The organism is Bradyrhizobium jicamae (assembly GCF_018130215.1).
Taxonomy (GTDB): Bacteria; Pseudomonadota; Alphaproteobacteria; order Rhizobiales; family Xanthobacteraceae; genus Bradyrhizobium; species Bradyrhizobium jicamae_A.
Window position 1 is genome coordinate 101,613 of the sequence record NZ_JAFCKQ010000002.1, and the last position, 18,956, is coordinate 120,568.

The 18,956-nt window shown below is 67.2% G+C and carries 17 protein-coding genes; all 17 read right to left on the reverse strand.

The window, feature by feature from the left end:
- Nucleotides 1-50 precede the first annotated feature (50 nt).
- The gene (locus JQ586_RS03520) at nucleotides 51-941 is read right to left on the reverse strand and encodes an amidohydrolase (protein WP_212393106.1); all 891 of its coding nucleotides are present in this window, start codon (nucleotides 939-941) and stop codon (nucleotides 51-53) included.
- Nucleotides 938-2,056 (reverse strand): VWA domain-containing protein, encoded by a 1,119-nt coding sequence (locus JQ586_RS03525; RefSeq protein WP_212393107.1) that lies wholly within the window; start codon nucleotides 2,054-2,056, stop codon nucleotides 938-940. Before JQ586_RS03525 ends, JQ586_RS03520 begins: the two co-directional genes overlap by 4 nt.
- Nucleotides 2,053-2,934 (reverse strand): MoxR family ATPase, encoded by an 882-nt coding sequence (locus JQ586_RS03530; RefSeq protein ID WP_212393108.1) that lies wholly within the window; start codon nucleotides 2,932-2,934, stop codon nucleotides 2,053-2,055. The genes JQ586_RS03525 and JQ586_RS03530 overlap by 4 nt, the downstream gene beginning before the upstream one ends.
- A 9-nt stretch (nucleotides 2,935-2,943) precedes the next feature.
- Complete coding sequence (locus tag JQ586_RS03535) at nucleotides 2,944-3,966, reverse strand: xanthine dehydrogenase family protein molybdopterin-binding subunit (RefSeq protein WP_212393109.1); 1,023 nt, start codon at nucleotides 3,964-3,966, stop codon at nucleotides 2,944-2,946.
- Nucleotides 3,967-3,968: 2 nt separating this feature from the next.
- The gene (locus tag JQ586_RS03540) at nucleotides 3,969-5,555 is read right to left on the reverse strand and encodes a xanthine dehydrogenase family protein molybdopterin-binding subunit (RefSeq protein ID WP_212393110.1); all 1,587 of its coding nucleotides are present in this window, start codon (nucleotides 5,553-5,555) and stop codon (nucleotides 3,969-3,971) included.
- A 12-nt stretch (nucleotides 5,556-5,567) separates the two neighbouring features.
- Nucleotides 5,568-6,047 (reverse strand): (2Fe-2S)-binding protein, encoded by a 480-nt coding sequence (locus tag JQ586_RS03545; protein WP_212393111.1) that lies wholly within the window; start codon nucleotides 6,045-6,047, stop codon nucleotides 5,568-5,570.
- Between the two features lie 6 nt (nucleotides 6,048-6,053).
- Complete coding sequence (locus JQ586_RS03550; RefSeq protein ID WP_212393112.1) at nucleotides 6,054-6,872, reverse strand: xanthine dehydrogenase family protein subunit M; 819 nt, start codon at nucleotides 6,870-6,872, stop codon at nucleotides 6,054-6,056.
- A 15-nt stretch (nucleotides 6,873-6,887) separates the two neighbouring features.
- Nucleotides 6,888-7,331: an SRPBCC family protein gene (locus JQ586_RS03555; RefSeq protein WP_212393113.1), complete on the reverse strand. Its 444-nt coding sequence runs from the start codon at nucleotides 7,329-7,331 to the stop codon at nucleotides 6,888-6,890.
- Nucleotides 7,332-7,334: 3 nt separating this feature from the next.
- Nucleotides 7,335-7,772, reverse strand: a complete 438-nt coding sequence (locus JQ586_RS03560) for an SRPBCC family protein (RefSeq protein ID WP_212393114.1) — start codon at nucleotides 7,770-7,772, stop codon at nucleotides 7,335-7,337.
- A gap of 9 nt (nucleotides 7,773-7,781) precedes the next feature.
- Nucleotides 7,782-10,682 (reverse strand): flotillin domain-containing protein, encoded by a 2,901-nt coding sequence (locus JQ586_RS03565; RefSeq protein WP_212393115.1) that lies wholly within the window; start codon nucleotides 10,680-10,682, stop codon nucleotides 7,782-7,784.
- Between the two features lie 24 nt (nucleotides 10,683-10,706).
- Complete coding sequence (locus tag JQ586_RS03570; RefSeq protein ID WP_212393116.1) at nucleotides 10,707-11,540, reverse strand: phosphoenolpyruvate hydrolase family protein; 834 nt, start codon at nucleotides 11,538-11,540, stop codon at nucleotides 10,707-10,709.
- Nucleotides 11,541-11,543: 3 nt separating this feature from the next.
- Nucleotides 11,544-13,754 (reverse strand): ABC transporter permease, encoded by a 2,211-nt coding sequence (locus JQ586_RS03575; RefSeq protein WP_212393117.1) that lies wholly within the window; start codon nucleotides 13,752-13,754, stop codon nucleotides 11,544-11,546.
- A complete protein-coding gene (locus tag JQ586_RS03580; protein ID WP_212393118.1) occupies nucleotides 13,747-14,529 on the reverse strand; it encodes an ABC transporter ATP-binding protein in 783 nt (260 codons plus the stop codon). The genes JQ586_RS03575 and JQ586_RS03580 overlap by 8 nt, the downstream gene beginning before the upstream one ends.
- The gene (locus tag JQ586_RS03585) at nucleotides 14,522-15,607 is read right to left on the reverse strand and encodes a branched-chain amino acid ABC transporter permease (protein WP_212393119.1); all 1,086 of its coding nucleotides are present in this window, start codon (nucleotides 15,605-15,607) and stop codon (nucleotides 14,522-14,524) included. The genes JQ586_RS03580 and JQ586_RS03585 overlap by 8 nt, the downstream gene beginning before the upstream one ends.
- 1 nt (nucleotide 15,608) lies before the next feature.
- Complete coding sequence (locus tag JQ586_RS03590) at nucleotides 15,609-16,619, reverse strand: branched-chain amino acid ABC transporter permease (protein ID WP_212393120.1); 1,011 nt, start codon at nucleotides 16,617-16,619, stop codon at nucleotides 15,609-15,611.
- 115 nt (nucleotides 16,620-16,734) lie between these two features.
- Nucleotides 16,735-17,562, reverse strand: coding sequence for an AraC family transcriptional regulator (locus JQ586_RS03595; RefSeq protein ID WP_212393121.1), 828 nt, complete (start codon nucleotides 17,560-17,562; stop codon nucleotides 16,735-16,737).
- Between the two features lie 136 nt (nucleotides 17,563-17,698).
- Nucleotides 17,699-18,949, reverse strand: coding sequence for an ABC transporter substrate-binding protein (locus JQ586_RS03600; RefSeq protein WP_212393122.1), 1,251 nt, complete (start codon nucleotides 18,947-18,949; stop codon nucleotides 17,699-17,701).
- Between the last annotated feature and the right edge of the window lie 7 nt (nucleotides 18,950-18,956).

Here is an 18,956-nt window from a genome sequence, read left to right on the forward strand (position 1 = left end):
TCGTCCCTCCCAGTTCGCGTTCGTTGCTCGTCTCCTCGCGCGCAGCGTGCCTACCGCTCCAGCCGGTAGACCCGCGCAGCCGTTTTGTTGAAGATCGCCTCTCGCTGCTCGGGCCGCAGCTGCTCCGCGGCGGCGCGGAAGGCACCCACCAGGTCGCGATAGCTGGTCCACAGCTTCTCGATCGGAAAGTTCGAGCCGAACAGGCAGCGATCGGCGCCGAAGATCGCGACCGTGTCGGTGACGATTTCGGCGATGTGCGCGGGATCGTTGCGGTGGATGAAGGTGCCGAGCCCGGACAGCTTCGACACCACGTTCGGACACTGCCCCAGCCGCGCCATGCCGGTGCGCCACGCGGCACGCCCCTGCGGCGACAAATCCTCCAGCATGCCGGCGTGCTGCAGGATGAACATCACGTCGGGACACGCCTCGGCGAGGCCTGCCGCGTCAACCATCTGCGGCGCGAACACCTGCAAATCAAAGCTCCAGCCGTAGCCGGCGAGATGTCCGACATTGCGCCGGATCACGGGATCGGCGCAGAGGTCGGGACGTGCAGCGAACCGATACAGCTCCTTCTCGTGCCAGTGCAGCTGCATGCGCACTCCGCGGACGAGCGGATAGCGGGCCAGCCGATCGAGCTGCCGGCGGACATCATCGACGGAGAAGTCGGCATAGGCGACGAGCGCGTGCGGCCAGCCGTGCTGGTCGGCGGTCTGCTGCACCCAGGCCGCCTCGTCCTCGAACCTGCCGTTCGGCCAGTTGGTCTGGACGTAGACCGAGCCGACGACGCCGGTGCCCTTGACGTCGTCGAGATATTCCTCGATCGGATAGTCGCGGCGGATCGGCTCGTAGGGACCGAAGATGCGCGGCTGCATCGGGCCGGACAGCCAGGCGAGATCGGACTTTCGCCAGATGTGGTGGTGTCCGTCGACGATGTCGGTCACGCAGCTCTCCTTCGTCCAAGCGACAGCAGATGCGCGACGACAGCCGCGCTCGATCCGCCGTCCACGAGATCATCGACGAAGCGCTGGATCGCGACCAGCGCCTCGGTTTGCGGCCGGAAGCCAGGCGATGTCGCGAGCGGCGTCAGCCAGCTGACCCGCCAGGCCCGCCGCGACAGTTTTGCGACGGCATCGCGCAGCGCGGCCGGATCGCCGCGCTCGAGGCCGTCAGAGACGATCACGACCGCAGCTCCGCGGGCATATCCGCCGAACCGCGGCACGGCGAGGAACGCCTGCAGCGCATCGCCGATGCGAGTACCGCCGTCCCAGTCGCTGACCAGGAACGCGGCGGCGTTCAGCGCCTGCTCCCGGCGCTTGAGCCGCAAGGCACCGGTCACGCGCGTGAGCCGCGTGCCGAAGGTGAAGACCTCGACATTGCCCGCCGACTGCACCAGCGCGTGCGCGAGCTTCATGTTCTCCTCGGTGCGCGCCTTCATCGAGCCGGAGACGTCGATCAAGAGCAGGATCTTGCGCGGGCGCTCGCGCCGGCGCAGGCGGCCGAGCCGCAGCACCTCGCCGTCGTTGCGCACGCTGTCGCGCAGGGTGCGGCGGAGGTCGGCGAACGGGCCGGAGCGGGCGCGCCGCCGCCTGTGGCCGCGCCGTCGCGGCAATCGTCTTGCAGCCTCGCGCGACAACTGCCGCAGCGGATCGCTGGTCGCGGTCTGGGCGAAACGGCGCTCGACCAGCGCCTCGGCCCGCGCCGCGGCGAGACCGGACTCGTTGGCCTCGTCCGCGAGCGGCGGTTCGTCGCCGCCGCGGCCCTCCTCCTGCAGGCGAACAGTCTCCTCGTCCTCGCCCTCGGCCTGCTCGATCGCCTCCGCGCCGCGAAAATGGATATCGAACAGACGGTCATATGTCGGCCGCCGCTCCGGCGGCGGTGCCAGCGTCGCAAGCCCGGCCCGGCGGATGTGCTCGAGGCTGCGCGGTCCGAGCAGTTCGATTGCCGCCAGGAAACTGGTCGTCTGCTCCGGCGCGACGGAGAATCCGTTGGCGCGCAACAATGCGACGAAGGAGATGAAGACTCGCGCGGCCCGTGGAAGTTGGAGGTCGTCGCTCACGCAGCCGCCTCCGCGATCAGTGCATCGAGACGCGGAGAGATGAAATGCAGATCCTCTTCGTCCTTCAGCGCCACGCCAATCGACCGCTTGAACGCGTCGGGCCAGCGCGCGCCGCCCCTGTGCAGCAGGGTCGCGGCTTCCGCCCAGTCGACGGCCTCGGCGATGCCGGGCGCCTTGCTCAACGGCTCGCGGCGGAGCCTGCCGACGGCCGCGACAACGGCCCGCGCCGTGGCCTCGGCGACGCTCGAGGCTCGCATCATCACGATGCGCGCCTCGCGCTCGGCATTCGGATAGTCGATCCAGTGATAGACGCAGCGCCGCCGCAATGCCTCGTGCAGGTCTCGCGTGCGGTTGGACGTCAGCACGACGACCGGATGTTCTGCCGCGCGTACGGTGCCGCGCTCGGGGATCGAGATCTGGAAGTCGGAGAGGAATTCGAGCAGGAAGGCCTCGAACTCCTGGTCGGCGCGGTCGATTTCGTCGATCAGCAGCACCGTGGCATCGGGCGCGCGCAATGCGGCGAGCATCGGACGTTCGATCAGGAAGGACTCGCCATAGATGTCGATGCTCTCCTCGCCCGCCTGGCGGATCGCCAGCATCTGACGCGGATAGTTCCACTCGTAGAGCGCGGCGGCGGCGTCGATGCCCTCATAGCATTGCAGGCGGATCAGCCTGCGGCCGAGCACGGCGGCGATCGCCTTGGCGGCCTCGGTCTTGCCGACGCCCGGCGCGCCCTCCAGCAGCAGCGGCTTGCCGAGCGCGAGCGAGAGATAGGAGGCGGTCGCGACGCCGTCGTCGGCGAGGTAATAGGCCGCGCGCAGCGCCTTCTCCAGTGCCTCGGGGCTGTCGATGCCGACGATGTTGCTGCGGACCGGCATGTCGTGACCTCAGCGCCGCGCCTGCGGTCGCGCGCCGCCCTGCGCCTTGATCGCGCGCAACACCTTCTCCGGCGTGATCGGCAAATCGTCGATCCTGACCCCGACGGCATTGAAGATCGCGTTGGCGACCGCGGGCAGCACCGGATTGGCGCACATCTCGCCCGGTCCCTTGGCGCCGAACGGGCCGTCGGGCGCGGGACGCTCCAGCACGGCGATATCGTGCGGGCAGATATCGCCGGGACCCGGCATCAGATATTCGACGAAGTCGCGCGGTCCGTGCACCGGATCGGGATAATACGGCTCCGGCGTCTCATAGAGCGCGTGGCTCACGCCCATCCAGGCGCCGCCGACGAGCTGCTGCTCGACCAGCCGCGGATTCAGCGCGCGGCCGAGCTCGTAGGCCGAGTCCATCCTGACCATGTCGACCTCGCCGGTCTCGTCGTCGACCTCGACCTCGGCGACGAGGCAGGCATGCGCATAGCATGTCGCCGGCGACATCTCGCCGGTTTCGGGGTCGACGTCGGACAGCGGCACCAGGAAGATGCCGCGGCCGGAGATCGTCTTGCCCTGCTTGAACTGCGCGGCGATCGCGACGTCCTTGGTCGAGATCGAACGGTGCGGCGCGCCCTTGACATGGATGTTGCCGCGGCCGTCGGTCTCGAGGTCGGCGGCGTTCACCTCCAGCTCCTCGGCGGCCGCCTCCATCATCACGCCGCGCGCCTCCCGCGCTGCCGCCATGACCGCGTTGCCGACGCGGTGCGTGCCGCGCGAGGCGAACGAGCCCATGCAGTGCGGCCCGGTGTCGGAATCCGCGGTGTCGACATAGACGTCCTCGACCGGAACGCCGAGCGTCTCGGCGCAGATCTGCCGCGTCACCGACTTCATGCCCTGGCCGAGATCGATCGAGGACAGCGCCACAGTGAACTTGCCGCTGGGGTTGGAATGCACCAGCGCCTGGCTCGGATCGCCGCCGAGATTCATGCCGATGGGATAGTTGACCGATGCGATGCCGCGTCCGCGATGCCTTGTCATGATCAGCGCCTCCTGGTGCCGAAGACGGATGAGAAGCGGGTGGCGCCATGCGATGGCGCCGTGGGTCGCGGCGGCGGAGGCGAGGACGGCGGAGGCTGCGGGGGCGGCGGCTCGCGCGTCGCGGCCGGTGCACGGTCATACGTCGTGCGCTGCTGGGCGGGCGCGACCGGCGGCGCATGCGGCTCGCGTGGCGTCAACGGAACAGCGGCGCGGATTCCGCCGCCATCCTTGCGCGACGACATCCGCCTGAACTCCTCGCGGAGCGGCCATTTGGCCTTCTCGGCGGCAACCTGGACACACTCGATCAGTGCCGTGTTCTTGGCCTCGCGGCGGTGCGCCTTCATGTCGCCGTCGCGATACGCGTTGAGAATCCGGAACTCCATGGGGTCCATGCCGACGAGATGAGCGAGCTTGTCCATCTGGCACTCGATGGCGAAGTCCATCGCCGTGACGCCGAAGCCACGCATTGCAGTCGCGGGCGTGCGGTTGGTGAAGACGCAATAGACGTCGCCATGGACGTTGGGGATCGTGTAGGGGCCGGGCAGGTGCGCGGCGCACTTCACCGCCGCGTAGCTCGACAGGCGCGTATAGGCGCCGCTGTCGAAATAGGCCCGGATCTTGCGCGCGACGACGCGGCCGTCACGCATCACGCCATCCTTGATATAGATGCGTTCGGCGCCGCGCGGCGGACCATATTGCATCTCCTCCTCGCGCCCGAACACGTAGCGGACCGGCTTCCCCGTCAGCATCGCGCCGAGGATGCAAAGCGGCTCGGTGAGTGTATCGACCTTGCCGCCGAACCCGCCGCCCACCGTGCCGCCGATAAAGTGGAAGGTGTTGGAGGGCACATCGAGGATTTTCGCGCAGGTGTCGACCGAGAAGAACAGCGCCTGGGTCGAGGTATAGACGATGTAGCGGCCGTTGGTATCGGGCGCCGCGATCGAGCCGTTGGTCTCGGTCGGCGCATGCTCGATTGGCGACATCTGGTAGCGTTGCTCCAGAACATGGTCGGCGGAAGCCAGCGCGCGGTCGGCGTCACCGAAGCGCAGCTGCTGGCGATCATAGGTCTCGTAGTAGGTGAAGGTGTTCCTGGGGTACACCTCGTTGACCACGGGCGCGCCCGGCTTCAGCGCGTCCTCGACGTCGAACACCGCCGGCAGCGGTTCATAGTCGATCTTGACCTTGGCGATTGCCTCATACGCCTCGCGCGGGCTGTCGGCGACGATGGCTACGATCGGCTCACCCTTGTAGCGCACCTTGTCGACCGCAAGCGACGGTTCGTCATCCTTGCCGAAGTTGATCAGGCTGAGCAGCGTGTTCAGATTGCGCGGCACGTCGGAGCCGCGGATGATCCGCCGCACACCCTGCGAGCGCTCGGCCTCGCTGGTGTCGATGCGGCGCAGGCGCGCGTGCGAATGGGCGCTGCGGACGACCTTCAGATGCAGCATGCCCTGCAGCTTGTGGTCGTCGAAATAGGGCGAGGTGCCGGTGACATGGCCGAGCATGTCCTGCCGCTGCGTGCCCTTGCCGATCTCCTTCAGATTGTCATCCCGCTCGTCGGCGAAGATGTCCTTGCGCAGTTCCAGCATGGTTCGGTTCCCTTACGCCCGTGCCCGGCCGCCGGAAGCGGCCGCGAGCACGGCGTTGATGATCGGCTCGTAGCCGGTGCAGCGGCAGATGTTGCCCGAGATCGCCTCGATGACCTCGGCGCGACTGGGCTGCGGATTGCGGTCGAGCAGCGCCTTCGCAGCCATCAGCATGCCCGGTGTGCAGTAGCCGCACTGGGCGGCGAAATTGTCGGCGAAAGCGCGTTGCAGCGGATGCAGGTTCGGACCGTCCTTGATGCCGTCGAGAGTCTCGATGGAGCGGCCGGCGACCGTCTCGGCAAGCGTCAGGCAGGACAGGTGCAGTTCGCCGTCGATCAGCACGCTGCAAGTGCCGCAGCCGCCCTGGCCGCAGCCGAACTTCGGCGTCATGTCGCCGATCAGCTCGCGCAGCGCGACCAGGAGGTTGGTGCCGCCGTCGACAAAGATCGCGACGTCACGGCCGTTGTGTCGGAACTGGAGCGGAGTCTTCGCCATGATGCTCTATTCCTGACCGGACAACAGGCGCTTCAGGTGCACGCCGACGATCTCGCGGCGATACCAGGCGCTGGCGAGCGCGTTGTCGCCGGGCGTGGTGCCCTCGACGGCTACTGCTGCGGCGGCGTTGATCGTGGACGCGTCGAGCGACCGTCCTTCCAGCGCGCGTTCTGCAGCGCGGGCACGGATCGGGGTCGGCGCCATCGAGCCGAGCGCGACGCGCGCGCCGACGATGCGGCTGCCGTTCATGGGCAGATGAGCAGCGAGCGTGATCACGGCGCCGCCCTTGGGCTTGATCCGCGCGATCTTGCGGTAGTGGAAGGCGTCGGGGCTGCCCGGCTTGGCAAAGGAGATCGCCAGCACCAGCGTGCCGGTCTGGCGATCGCGCGACTGCAGGAATTCCTCGATCGGCACCTCACGGCTGCCGAGACCGCCCTGCACCGAGACGACAGCGTCGAGCGCGAGCATCGCGACCGTGAAGTCGCCATACGGGTTCGGCGCGAACAGATTGCCCCCGACCGTGCCCATGTTGCGCACCGCCGGACCGCCGATCGAGCGCGCCGGGGAGTGCAGGAAGGCGAGGTCGCGTTCGGCGAGGATGCGCGCGTAAGTGACGCCGGCGCCGAGCGTGATCCGTGCGCCTGTCGCCTCGATCCGCGTCATCGCATGGTCGCTGGCGCGCACGATGGTCGAGATCGAGATGTCGCCCTCGTTCAGCGCTCGCATCACCAGCGTGCCGCCGCCGAGATAGCGCGCATTGCGGTCCGCCGACAGCGCCGCCGCCGCCTCGCCGGAGGAGCCAAATGTCTTCACCGTCACAGGCATGATGTTATTCCGCGGCTAGGCCGCCTCCCTCAGATGCCGGCGGATCGCCTCGAATCCGGCCTGGTAGATGTCTTCCGAGACCATGTGCGTGATGCGGCTGGTGTCTTCCGGCCGCGTCGTGAAGCGCGATTCCCAGTGCCAGAAGGTGCGGTCACCGTCGGTGACCGGCAACAGCCGGACATGGGCCACATAGTTGAACATCGGGACCGGCGTATCGAGCAGGCAGTAGCTGAACGACTGCTCGAGATCGGACAGCGCCAGCAATTGCTCGCGCAGCTCGGCGCCGTCCTTCAGCTTGAACCGCCTGACACAGCCGATCTTGTCGGAAGGCTGCGCGCGCTCGATGCCGCTGGTCGCGACCGCCGGATGCCAGCGGTCGTGGCCGTTGAAATCGCGCAACACGGCCCACACCGCGTCGGTCGGCGCGTCCAGGATCGTGCTCTTGACGATGTGCGGCACGGCCTATCCTCCGAACGCACGCTTCAGCGCGTCGAATCCGCCCTGGAACACGTTGCCGCCGATGTTGTTGACCAGTTCCGTTTCGCGCTCCGGCGCGCAGTCGAACTCGGCGGTCCATTCCAGGAAGGTCTGGTCGCCATCGGTGACCGGCGTCAATCGCAGCGTCGCGACATAGTTCTCGACCCCCATCGGCGATTCCAGGATCGAGTAGGTGCAGAACATGTCGTAGTCGGACAGGCCAAGCAGCTTCTCGCGGATGCGATCGCCGTTGCGCAGGCGGAAATCCCTGACGCAGCCGATCTTGTCGGAAGGCTCGCCGCCTTCGATGCGGCTTTCGGCGATCGCGGGATGCCAGTTCGGCATGCCGTTGAAGTCGCGCACGCGGGCCCAGACGCGATCGTTGCGGGCGTTGACGACGGTAGAGACGTAGACCCTTGCCATGGCGTCAGCTCAGTCCTTCTTGCGCGGCGTGCGCTCGGGGCGAGGCGGCTCGCCGGAGCCTTCGGACGATGCTGCCGGCTTGGCGTCACCGCCGCTCTTGCGCGTGGAGTCCTTGATGCCCTGCATGTCGCGGGCCTCGCGGATCAGTCCCGGCATTTTTGCCAGGCTGCCGCCCTCGACGCCGATATCCGACAGTATCGAGTCGATCAGCGGTGCCTGCACGCGGTAGCGCAGCGCCGAATCGATCACTTCGTCGGTTGCGCTGCGGCCGCTGCCGCCACCACCATGGCCGTTGCCGTTGAGGCCATCGACCTGGAGGATGCGGATGCCCTCGATCTTCTCCATCGGCTTGACGCTCTCGCGCACGATCCCCTCGATCCGGTCGAGCAGCTTGCGGCGGAACAGCGAGTAGCGCGCCTGGTCGGTGAGCACGTTCTCGGCCTCGTTGAGCATGCGTTGCGCCTCGGCTTCGACGGCCGCGCGAACCCGCTCGGCCTCGGCCGCGATCCGGGTCTCCTCGGCTTGCTTCTCCGCCAGCAGCACCTCGACGGTCTTGCGCCGCTTTGCGATCTCGCTTTCGCGGGCGGTGACGACGCGTTCGGCGGCCTCGGTCGCGCGCATCCGCGCCTCCTCGGCTGCGGCGCGCGCCGCGGACTCCTCGAGCGACTTCTGATGGATCGCGATCGCCTTCTCCATCAGTGTGGTCTCGACGTCCTTTTCGCGGTTGACCTCGAGCTTGCGCAGCTCGCGTTCGCGGCCAATCCTGGCCTCGTCGAGGCCGCGGTCGGAGGCGATGCGGGCACGCTCGACCTCCTCGCGTGCGGCGATCTCGGCCTCCTGCAGCGATTGATTGCGGGCAACCTCGAGCTGCTCGATGGCGCGCCGCCGCCCGATCCGCGCCGTCTCGAGCGCCTGCTCGCGGGAGACGTCGGTGGTCTCGACTTCCTTGCGGGCGACGATCTCGGCCTGCCTGACCTGCCGGTCGGCATCGATGCGCTCCGAGCGCTTGGCCGCGAGCGCAATGACGCGGTCCTCGTCGGCCAATTCGACCGCCTTCTTCTGGTCGATATTGAGCACCTCCCGGGTCCGGGAAGAGGCAATCCGTTCGCTCTCCAGCGCCAGCTCGACGTCGATGCGCTGCCGCTCGATCGCATCCCGGCGCTTCAACTCGGCGGCCTCGATCGCCTCGGTACGCTCGATCTCGAGCCCACGGGTGTCGCGCTCGGCACGGATGCGCTGGGCGGCGACCGCCTTCTCCTGAGCAATCCGCGCGGCCTCGATCGCCTCGCGGGACGCGATATCAGCTTCCTCGACTGCACGGGTGCGGGCAATCTCGAGCGCCCGGACGCGCTCTTCCTGACCGATCCGCGACGCCTCGGTGGCCTCGCGCGCGGTGATCCCGGCGATCTCGATCGCCTGATTGCGCTCGATCTCCAGCTTGCGCGTCGTGTGGTCGGCCGTGATCCGCTCGGCGGCCAGCGTCTTCTCTCTGACGATACGGGCGGCTTCGACCGCCTTCTGCGCCTCGATCTCGGCCTCCTGGATGGTACGCACCTGCTGGATCTCCAGCGCGCGGGTCCGTTCGTCGGACGAGATGCGCTCGACATTGACCGTCATGGTCTGGGCGATGCGTGCCTTCTCGGTCGCCTCGCGGGCGGCGATCTCGGCCTCCTCGACGGCGCGTGTGCGCTCGATCTCGCGGCGGCGGGTTTCCTCCTCATTGGCGATCCGCGCGTCCGTCACGACCCGATCCTGCTGAATGCGGGCCTTCTCGATCGCCTCTCGCGCCGCGATCTCGGCTTCCTCGACCGTGCGCATCCGCTCGATCTCGCGCTGGCGGACCTCGCGTTCCGATGCAATACGCGTGGTGTCGACCGAGCGCTGGTTGGCGATCCTGGCCTTCTCGATCTCCTCGCGGGCCAGCAGTTCCTTCTCTTCGACGGCGCGCGTCCGTTCGATCTCCCGCTGCCTGGTCTCGCGCTCCGAGGCGATGCGCGCCTCTGTGATGGCAAGCTCGTTGGCGATGCGAGCCTTTTCGATGGCTTCGCGCGCGGTGATCTGGGCCTGCTCGGCCTCGGTCTCGCGCAGCGCGCGTTCGCGCGCGACCTCGGTGCGTTGCAGGGCGCGGCGCATCTCGATGTCGCGTTCCTGTTCCAGCCGCGCGGTCTCGCTCTCGCGCTCGATGTCGAGCGCCTGCCGTTCGGCCTCGAGGTTGCGGGTGCGGATCTTGATCATCGAGTCCTGCTCGATGTCGTTGCGCAGCTTGCGCCTGGCCTCGATGTCCTCCATCAGGCGGGTCAGGCCCTCGGCGTCGAAGCGGTTCGAGGGATTGAAATATTCGAGATCGGTCTGGTCGAGATCGGTGATGGCAACCGATTCCAGTTCGAGACCGTTCTGCGCCAGCGCCTCGGCGGCATTTGCCTTGACGCGGGCGACATAATCGCCGCGTTGCTCGTGCATCTGCTCCATCGTCATTTCGGAGGCGACGGAACGGATCGCGGAGATGAACTTGCCGGAGAGCAGGGTATGGAGTTGCTCGGGCTCCATGGTGCGTCGGCCCAGCGTGGCTGCCGCGATCGAGACGGCCTCGCGGGTCGGCTGAACGCGGACGTAGAAATCGGCCTCGATGTCGACGCGCATCCGGTCGCGGGTGATCACGGCGTCCTGCCTCGAGCGCACGATCCCCATCGGCAGCACGTTCATGTTGACAGGCGTGTAGTCGTGGATGAACGGCAGCACGAAGGCGCCGCCATTGATCACCACGCGCTCGCCCAGGAAGCCGGTGCGGACGAAGGAGACCTCCTTCGACGAGCGGTGATACAGCCAGTTCACGACATAGACGACGATGATGATCGCGACGATCGCGACGATGAGCCAGAGGATCAATTCACCAATCAGCATCCCCGACATCTTGTCCTCCCTTGGTCACGGCGCTCATCGCGCGCCGATCGCCTTGAATTTGCGTACCTGATCCGTCAGCGCCCGCTCGACCGGCAGGCGCTCCATCGAGGATGCACCATAGAAGCCGTGGCAGTTGCGGGTCTTCTTCATGATGAAATCGGCGTCCGCAGGGTCCGCGATCGGACCGCCATGCGCGAGCACGATGATGTCGGAATTGACGCTGAGCGCGGCCTCGGCCCAGGCCTCGATGCGCGCCGGGCAGTCGGCAAGCTTCAGCGCGGTCTGCGCGCCGATCGTACCGCCGGTGGTCAGGCCCATGTGGCAGACGATGATGTCGGCGCCGGCGATCGCCATCGCCGCGGCCTCCTGTTCGCTGAACACGTAGGGCGTCGTCAGCATGTCCTTGTCATGCGCCTTCGCGATCATGTCGATCTCGAGCGCATAGGACATCCCCGTCTCCTCGAGATTGGCGCGGAAGATGCCGTCGATCAGGCCGACGGTCGGAAAGTTCTGCACGCCTGCGAATCCCAATGCCTTGAGCTGGTCGAGGAATACGTCCATGTCGCGGAAGGGGTCGGTGCCGTTGACGCCGGCGAGCACCGGCGTCCTGGTCACCACCGGCAGTACCTCGCCGGCCATCTCGACGACGATCGCATTGGCATCGCCGTAGGGCATCAAGCCGGCCAGCGAGCCGCGGCCGGCCATGCGATAGCGGCCCGAATTGTAGATCACGATCAGGTCGACGCCGCCGGCCTCCTCGCATTTGGCCGACAGGCCGGTGCCGGCGCCGCCGCCGACGATCGGCTCGCCGCGCGCGACCATGTCGCGAAACCTCTTGAGCAGCGCCGCGCGTTCAAACCTGGCCATGGGTCACCTCGCCACTCTCCGCCGCCCGCGCGCGCGTCCGAGCAGAGGGCGGAACGCGCTGACGATGGCGGCGGTGAACTCGGGATCGTTGATGTTGCGCTTGACGCGGATGATCTGCCGGTTGCTGGTCTGGCGCACGGTGCGCTCCAGCGCACCGAACAGCGCCGTGTCGGCGTCGGGATCCCAGAACGGCTGACCGGGTGCGTCGAGCGCGGAGACGCCGCCTTCGGGCAGGACAAATCGCACCACGCCGTCCATCTGGTTCAGCTTGTCGCCGATCCAGCGGCCCATCCGGTCGTTTTCTTCGGGCGTGGTCCGCATCAACGTGACCTGCGGATTATGGACGTGGAACTTGCGCTGCCTGTAGCGCTCGGGAATTGTGTCGGGTGCGCCGAAATTGACCATGTCGAGCGCGCCGACCGACCCGACATAGGGCACGCGGCTGCGGATGATCGCGCCGAAGCGGTCATCGGTCGCCGGGAACACGCCGCCCATCAGAAGATCGCAAACCTCGGTCGTGGTGAGGTCGATGACGCCGGCGAGTTGCCCGGAATCGACCAGCTTCTCCATCGAGCGGCCGCCGACGCCTGTGGCGTGGAACACGAGGCATTCGAAATCCTCGCGGAGGTCGGCCGCGATCTTCTGCACGGCCGGCGTCGTCACGCCGAACATCGTGATGCCGACAGCGGGAAGCGCGGCTGCTTCCTCGCGCGGCTTGCCGGCCTGCGCATCGAGCCTGGCCTTGACCATGCCGACCAGCGCGTTGGCGCCGTTGGCGAGCACCGTGCGCGAGATCGAGTTGAGGCCCTGCACGTCGGTCACCGAATACATCATGGTGATGTCGGCGGGGCCGACATAGGGGCCGACATCGCCCGAGGCGACCGAGGAAATGATGAGTTTCGGCACGCCGACCGGCAGTGCGCGCATGCCGGGCGCGACCAGCGATGCGCCGCCGGAGCCGCCGGCCGAGATGATCCCGGCGACATTGCCCTGGCGGCGCAGCCATCGCTCGAATGCATCCGACATCGCCGTTACCGATGCGCCGCGATCAGTGCCGAACACGGCGGCACCGCCACGTCCGTGGTTCAGCGCGATCTCCTGCGCGGTGACGTCGCAACTCGACGCCTTGCCGGTGGTCGAGACGTCGACCAGCCGCGCGCGCAGGCCGCTCCCCGCAACGATGTCGCGGATGAAGCGCAGCTCCGCGCCCTTGGTGTCGAGCGTGCCGACGACGAGCACGACCGGCGGCCCGGACGTGCGGGCCGGTGTCGGCTCGCGCCGTTGCCGCGTTGCCTCCTCGAGCCGGGTCACACCGGCCGACTGCGTGCGCGCGGCGGCCTCGATCCGGGCGATCGGCACCGGCTGCGACCAGCGCGTCGGCAGCACCGGATTGGAGACGTAGATGCGGACCGGGCCCTTGCGTTCCGGCTGTGGCGCGCCCTCCGTTTTCGGCTTCGCCGGACCGGCCACGCCCTCGGTCTCGTCCGCGCCGTGCATGCCGACGCCGAGCAGGCGCTGCTGCAGGTCGCGATCGGCCGACAGGCGCGCGGACTCGATGATGCGGTTGATGCGGCCGTTGACCATGATGGCAACGTTCTGCGACACCGCCGTGGCCACGCCGATATTCTGCTCGATGACCAGAACCGAGATGTCGCCCTCATCGCCGAGGCGAACCAGCATCTCCTCGACCTGCGCGACAATGACGGGCGCGAGGCCCTCGGTCGGCTCGTCCATGATCAGGAGCTGCGGGTTGGTCAGCAATGCGCGGGAGATCGCGAGCATCTGCTGCTCGCCGCCCGAGAGCTGACTGCCGCCGTGGTTCCTGCGCTCGGCAAGGCGCGGGAAGGTGTCGTAGATGCGCTCGGTGGACCATGCGCCGCGACGCATTCCGGCTGCCAGCTGCAGGTGTTCGTCGACGGTGAGCGACCGCCAGAGGCGTCGGCCCTGCGGTACATAGCCGACGCCGAGCCGCGCGATGCGTGCCGGATTGAGCCGCGTCACCTCTTCGCCGCGGATGCGGATCGAGCCGGCGCTGGCGCGGACGAGACCCATGATCGCCTTGCACAGCGTGGTCTTGCCCATGCCGTTGCGGCCGACCACCGAGAACACGCCTGCCTCGAGCGTCAGGTCGACACCCTGCAAGGCGTGCGAATGCCCGTAATAGACATCGAGGCCCTTCACCTCGAGCGCGGGCACGGTGCGGCGGTCATTCATGGCCGCCTCCGAGATAAAGCTCCTGCACCTCGGGATCGGATTCGATCTCGCGCGGCAGGCCTTCCTTGAAGATGCGGCCGTTGTGCATCATCGTCACGCTCTCGACGACGCGCAGCGCGACGTCCATGTCGTGCTCGATGATGATGTAGCCGATATGCGCCGGCAGCGAGGTCAGGATCTCGATCAGCTCACGCCGCTCGGTCGGCGACAATCCAGCGGCCGGCTCGTCGAACAGGATGAAGCGCGGCGCGCCGGCGAGCGCGAGCGCGATCTCGAGCTGGCGCTGCTGGCCATGCGCCAGCTCGGCGACGCGCTGGTCCTTCACGGTGGTCAGATGCACGGCCTGCACCAGCGTCTCGGTCGCGTGCATCAGCGCATCGTTCTGACCCGGACGCAGGAACGAGAACCGGCCGCGCGATACACCCCGGCAGGCGAGATAGACATTGTCCTGCACGGTGAGGCCGGGAAACAGCGCCGAGATCTGGTAGGTGCGGCGCAGCCCGCGACGGATGCGCTCATAGGGCGGGAACTGGGTGATGTCCTCGCCGAAGAAGCGGATCGTGCCTGACGAGGGCGGGAAGTCGCCGGTGATGCAGTTGAACAGCGTGGTCTTGCCGGCGCCGTTCGAGCCGAGCACCGCGCGCCGCTCGCCGGGCCGCACCGTGATGGTGACGTCGGTGAGCGCCGCGAGTGCGCCGAACAGCCGCGTCACGCCGCGGAGCTCCAGTGCGGCGCCTGCGCCGACCGCGGACAACCGTTGTGCGACGCTATCCATGGCGGCCTCCGCCTGGCCGTGCCCCCGCCGACGCATCGCGGCGGCGCCAGCGCTCCCACAGGCCGATCACGCCGTCCGACGACCAGAACACGATGGCGAGGAAGCCAAGCCCGATCAGGAGGCGGAAGCGATTGCCGTCGAGCCCGACCTTGACCAGAAAATCGAGCGCGAAGGTGCGCAGCAGGACGAAGATGAGGGCGCCGATGAACGGGCCGATCGGCCGGGTGATGCCGCCGACGATGGCGATGATCAGGATGTCGATGCAGGCGCCGACGCTGACCGAGCCGGGCGAGATCTGCCGGTAGTTCCAGACCTGCAGCACGCCGCCGAGCGCGGCGACGAATGAGGCGAAGGCGTAGGCCGCGATGCGGTGCGCGTTGGTGTTGAAGCCGAGCGCGGCCATGCGACGCGCATTGTCGCGCACGCCCTGCAGCGCGAGGCCGAACGGCGCGCGCGAGACGTACTGGACCGCGAAGTAGCAGATCGCGGCGACGCCGAGGATGACGTAGTAGAAGGCAATGTCGGAACGCCAGTCGACGCCCCAGAATTGCGGCGTCGCCACGGTGTTGATGCCTGTGTGGCCGTTGAAGATCGCCCAGTTCTGGTTGGTGAAGTAGTAGAACGCCGCGCCGATCGCCAGCGTGATCATGATGGTGTAGATGCCCTCGGTGCGCACCGCGAGCGCGCCGCCGAGCGTGCCGAACAGCGTCGCCAGCGCCAGCGCCATCGGGGTCGCGAGCCACCACGGCCAGCCGAGGCTGATATTGGTATTGGCGCTGACGCCGAATACCGCGACCATGTAGCCGGCAAAACCCGCGATCGTCAGCTGCATCAGGCTGACCATGCCGCCATAGCCGGCGAGGAACATCAGGCTCAGCGCGATGATGCCGAGGATCAGCGTGGTGCCGAAGATCTCGATCAGGAAGAATCCGTTGGCGATCAGCGGCATGATCACGAGGATCAGCGCCACCAGCCAGGCCACCGGGTTCTGGAATTCCGGCCAGGCGCGGATGAAGGCGCGGCGTGCCGCTGAAGCGGATGCGTCGGGGCGAAGCTGGGTGCTCTGCAGCAACGACATTTCATCGCCTCGCGAGCAGGCCCTGCGGCCGCAGCGCCAGCACCAGCACCATGATCAGGAAGGTGACGACGATGGCGTAGGTCGGGATGTAGACCGAGCCGAGCTGCTCGGCGAGGCCGATGATGACGGCGCCGAGCGCCGCCCCCGGGATCGAGCCCATGCCGCCGACGATCACGACGACGAGGGAGGCGAGCAGGAAGCGGGTATCCTCGCCCGGCGAGAGCGACTGGAAGGTGCCGCCGACCACGCCTGCGATGCCGGCGAGCCCTGCGCCGAGCGCGAACACCAGCACGAACACCAGCTGGATCCGCACGCCGGTGGCGGCCAGGATGTCGCGGTCGTCGACCCCGGCACGCACGATCATGCCGATCCGCGTACGGTTGAGCGCAAGCCACATCGCGATCCCGATCACGACGGAGGCCACGAAGATCACGAGCCGCACCAGCGGATATTGCAGGTAGACCGGCTCGCCCGAGGACTTCACCGCCGTGATCAGCGGCAGAGGCACCGGACCGATCAGCCAGCTCGGGGTCTGCACCTGGTAGAAGTCGCCGCCGAATACCCATAGCATCAGGTCGGCGAACACGATCGACAGCCCGATCGTCACCATGGTCTGACGCAGGTCCTGCCCCTCCATGCGGCGGAACACCACGATCTGCAGGAGCACGCCGAGCAGTGCGACGCCGATGAAGGCGACGATGAAGCTCAGGATCCAGGACCCGGTCCAGGTACTGATGGCGTAGCCGATATAGCCGCCGAACAGATAGAGCGAGCCGTGGGCCAGATTGACGTTGCGCATCAGGCCGAAGATCAGCGTGAAGCCGCTCGCCACGAGGAAATAGAGCCCGCCGAGCGTGATGCCGTTCAGGATCGCGTTGAGGAACACGCGCTTGCGGCCAACGGCGGCTTCCAGTCCGGGTGGCCAGATCGCGAACACCAGCCACAGCAGGACGGCGACCGCGATGATGACGATCAGCGCCCAGACCGGATGGCGTTCGATGAATCGGGTCATCTCCCTCGCGTTCCCTCATGCGCGACCGTCTCAAAGGGCCGCGTTTCGGGCATCCTATCGAGGGCGAAGCGTGCGGATTTGATCGACAGTATCTTTATCGTGCCGCCGGACCCTCCTAGGGCCGCAACACCTTGGCGGCGCGGCGGTAATCGGTCGGGGCCATGCCGACATTGGCGGCGAAGAAACGGGTGAAGCCGCTTTGCGAGGAGAAGCCGAGATCGAAGCCGATATCGGCGATCGGCGCCTCGGTTGCGACCAGCGCATCCAGCGCCTGCTCCATGATCAGCGTGTTCATGTAGAGGTGCGGCGTGACGCCGGTCTGGGTGCGGAACAGCCGGTAGAAATGCGGCCGCGACAGGCCGGCCTCCCGCGCGATCGCATCGAGCTCGATCTCGGCGCCGGGGCTTTCCGACATCAGCTTGATCGACTTGCGCACCCGGAAATCGGTGATCGCGGCCGCCGCGCGCGCCTCCTGCGCCGGTTCGGAGGGCTGCCAGCTTTCCTCGTAGCAGGAATCGATCAGCTGTCGCAGCTCGCAATCGAGGCTGCGCAGCGACGGTGCACCGCACACCAGCGCTGCGGTGCGGCGGATCAGCTTGTCGAGCGCCGCGGTGCGCGGGAAGTAGGTGCGACCGAAGCGCAAACCCTGCGCGTTTGCCGCAGCCGGCGCGAACCACTCGGCGTTGACATAGAGCACGAAGAAGATCGCGCCGTGGTCCATGTCGGACGGCAGGAAGTTGTGCGGCTCCCAGGGGTTGACCGCGACCACGGACGAGTCCTTGAGCAGAAAGCGCTGCTCGGACACGTCGATCTGCGCCGGGGTGCCCCCGACATGAAAAATCAGGTGCCCTTCGCGGTGCGCATGCACGTTGAAGGGCCGGTTCAACTGATAGACCGTCGCGCGACCGAACCGGCCGTGGAAGACGGCAAGCGCCTTGCTCATGCCTTCCCTCCCGCGGGATGTTCTTGTCTTTTCGACCAGCGTTCATCATCCGCGGAAGGAAAGCAAGGGCGAGCAGGCCGCCTTTTGCTACCGCACAGGTCAGCCACGACCGGCTCGCTCGCACTGCAAAAAAGCGTCAGTACTTCTTGCACTCCGGAACGGTGCGGCTGGGCAGCCCGATCTTGGCGAACACCGCCGGATCGTAGCCCAGCGTCTGGTTGACGTTCGGGATCACCTTCACGACCTTGCTGAACAGCGCACCCTTGCCGTCGTCCACCACCTCGGTGACGAAGTTGGTGCCGATCGCCTGCCGGTTGGAGTCCAGCTTGATCTTGCCGTTGGGGGCGTCGATCTCGATTTTCGCCAGCGCATCCTTGAGCTTGGCCTGGTTGTTGGAGAGGTCGCCATTGACCTGGCGGAGCCCCAGGATCAGCGCCATGGTCGAGCCGTAGTAATTGGTCGCGAGCAGCGACGGGCTCGGGAAGCGCTTGTTGGGCGGGAAGGAGTCCTGATAGTCCTTCACGAACTTCTGCCAGCCCGGATCCTCCCAGGTGTCGGCCTGGCCGCTCGCCGCGATCGTGCCGATCAGCGCGTTCTTGGCGTTGCCCTTCGACGACAGGATGGTCTGGTCGATCATGATCGAGCCGCCCATCAGATGCGCCTTGCCGCCGGCCTGCTGGTACTGGTTCAGGAAATTGACGGCATCTGCGCCGCCGAGTCCGAGGTAGATCGCATCGACATCGTCGGGCAGTGCGGCGATGACCGAGGCGAAATCCTTGGTGCCGAGCGGCACCCATTGCCGGTTGGTGACCTGGCCGCCGGCGCCGCAGAACTCGAGCACGAGGCCGAACACCTGGGTGTAGATGAAGGAGTAGTCCTCGCCGACGGTCGCGATCTTGCGGTAGCCCTTGGTCTCATAGGCGTACTTGCCCAGCCCCACCTGCCACTGCGCGCCGTCCATGTTGTAGCGGAAGAAATTCGGCGACGGATCGACATAGGTCGTCTCCTGCGCGCCGGAGGCGGCGTTGACGAACGTCAGTTCGGGATGGGTTTTCGCAAAATTCTTCACCGCGATGCCCTCGTCGCCCGACAACGGCGACAGCAGGATCTGCACCTTGTCCTGCTCGATCAGCTTGCGCACCGCGCGTACCGCGGAATCGGGCGTCGCGTCGGTCGAGGCGATGACGAATTCCAGCTCCTTGTCGCCGACCTTCTTGCCGAGGACGTTGAGCGCGGTCTGGAAGCCGCGGATGCCGTCCTCACCGAGCACCGTGTATGTGCCCTCGAGCGTCGCGGTGACGCCCACCTTGATCTTCTCCTGAGCGAACGCGGTGCCCGATAGCAACAGGCTGCCCAACGCAATCAGTCCCACACTGCCTTTCAACATCGTGCTC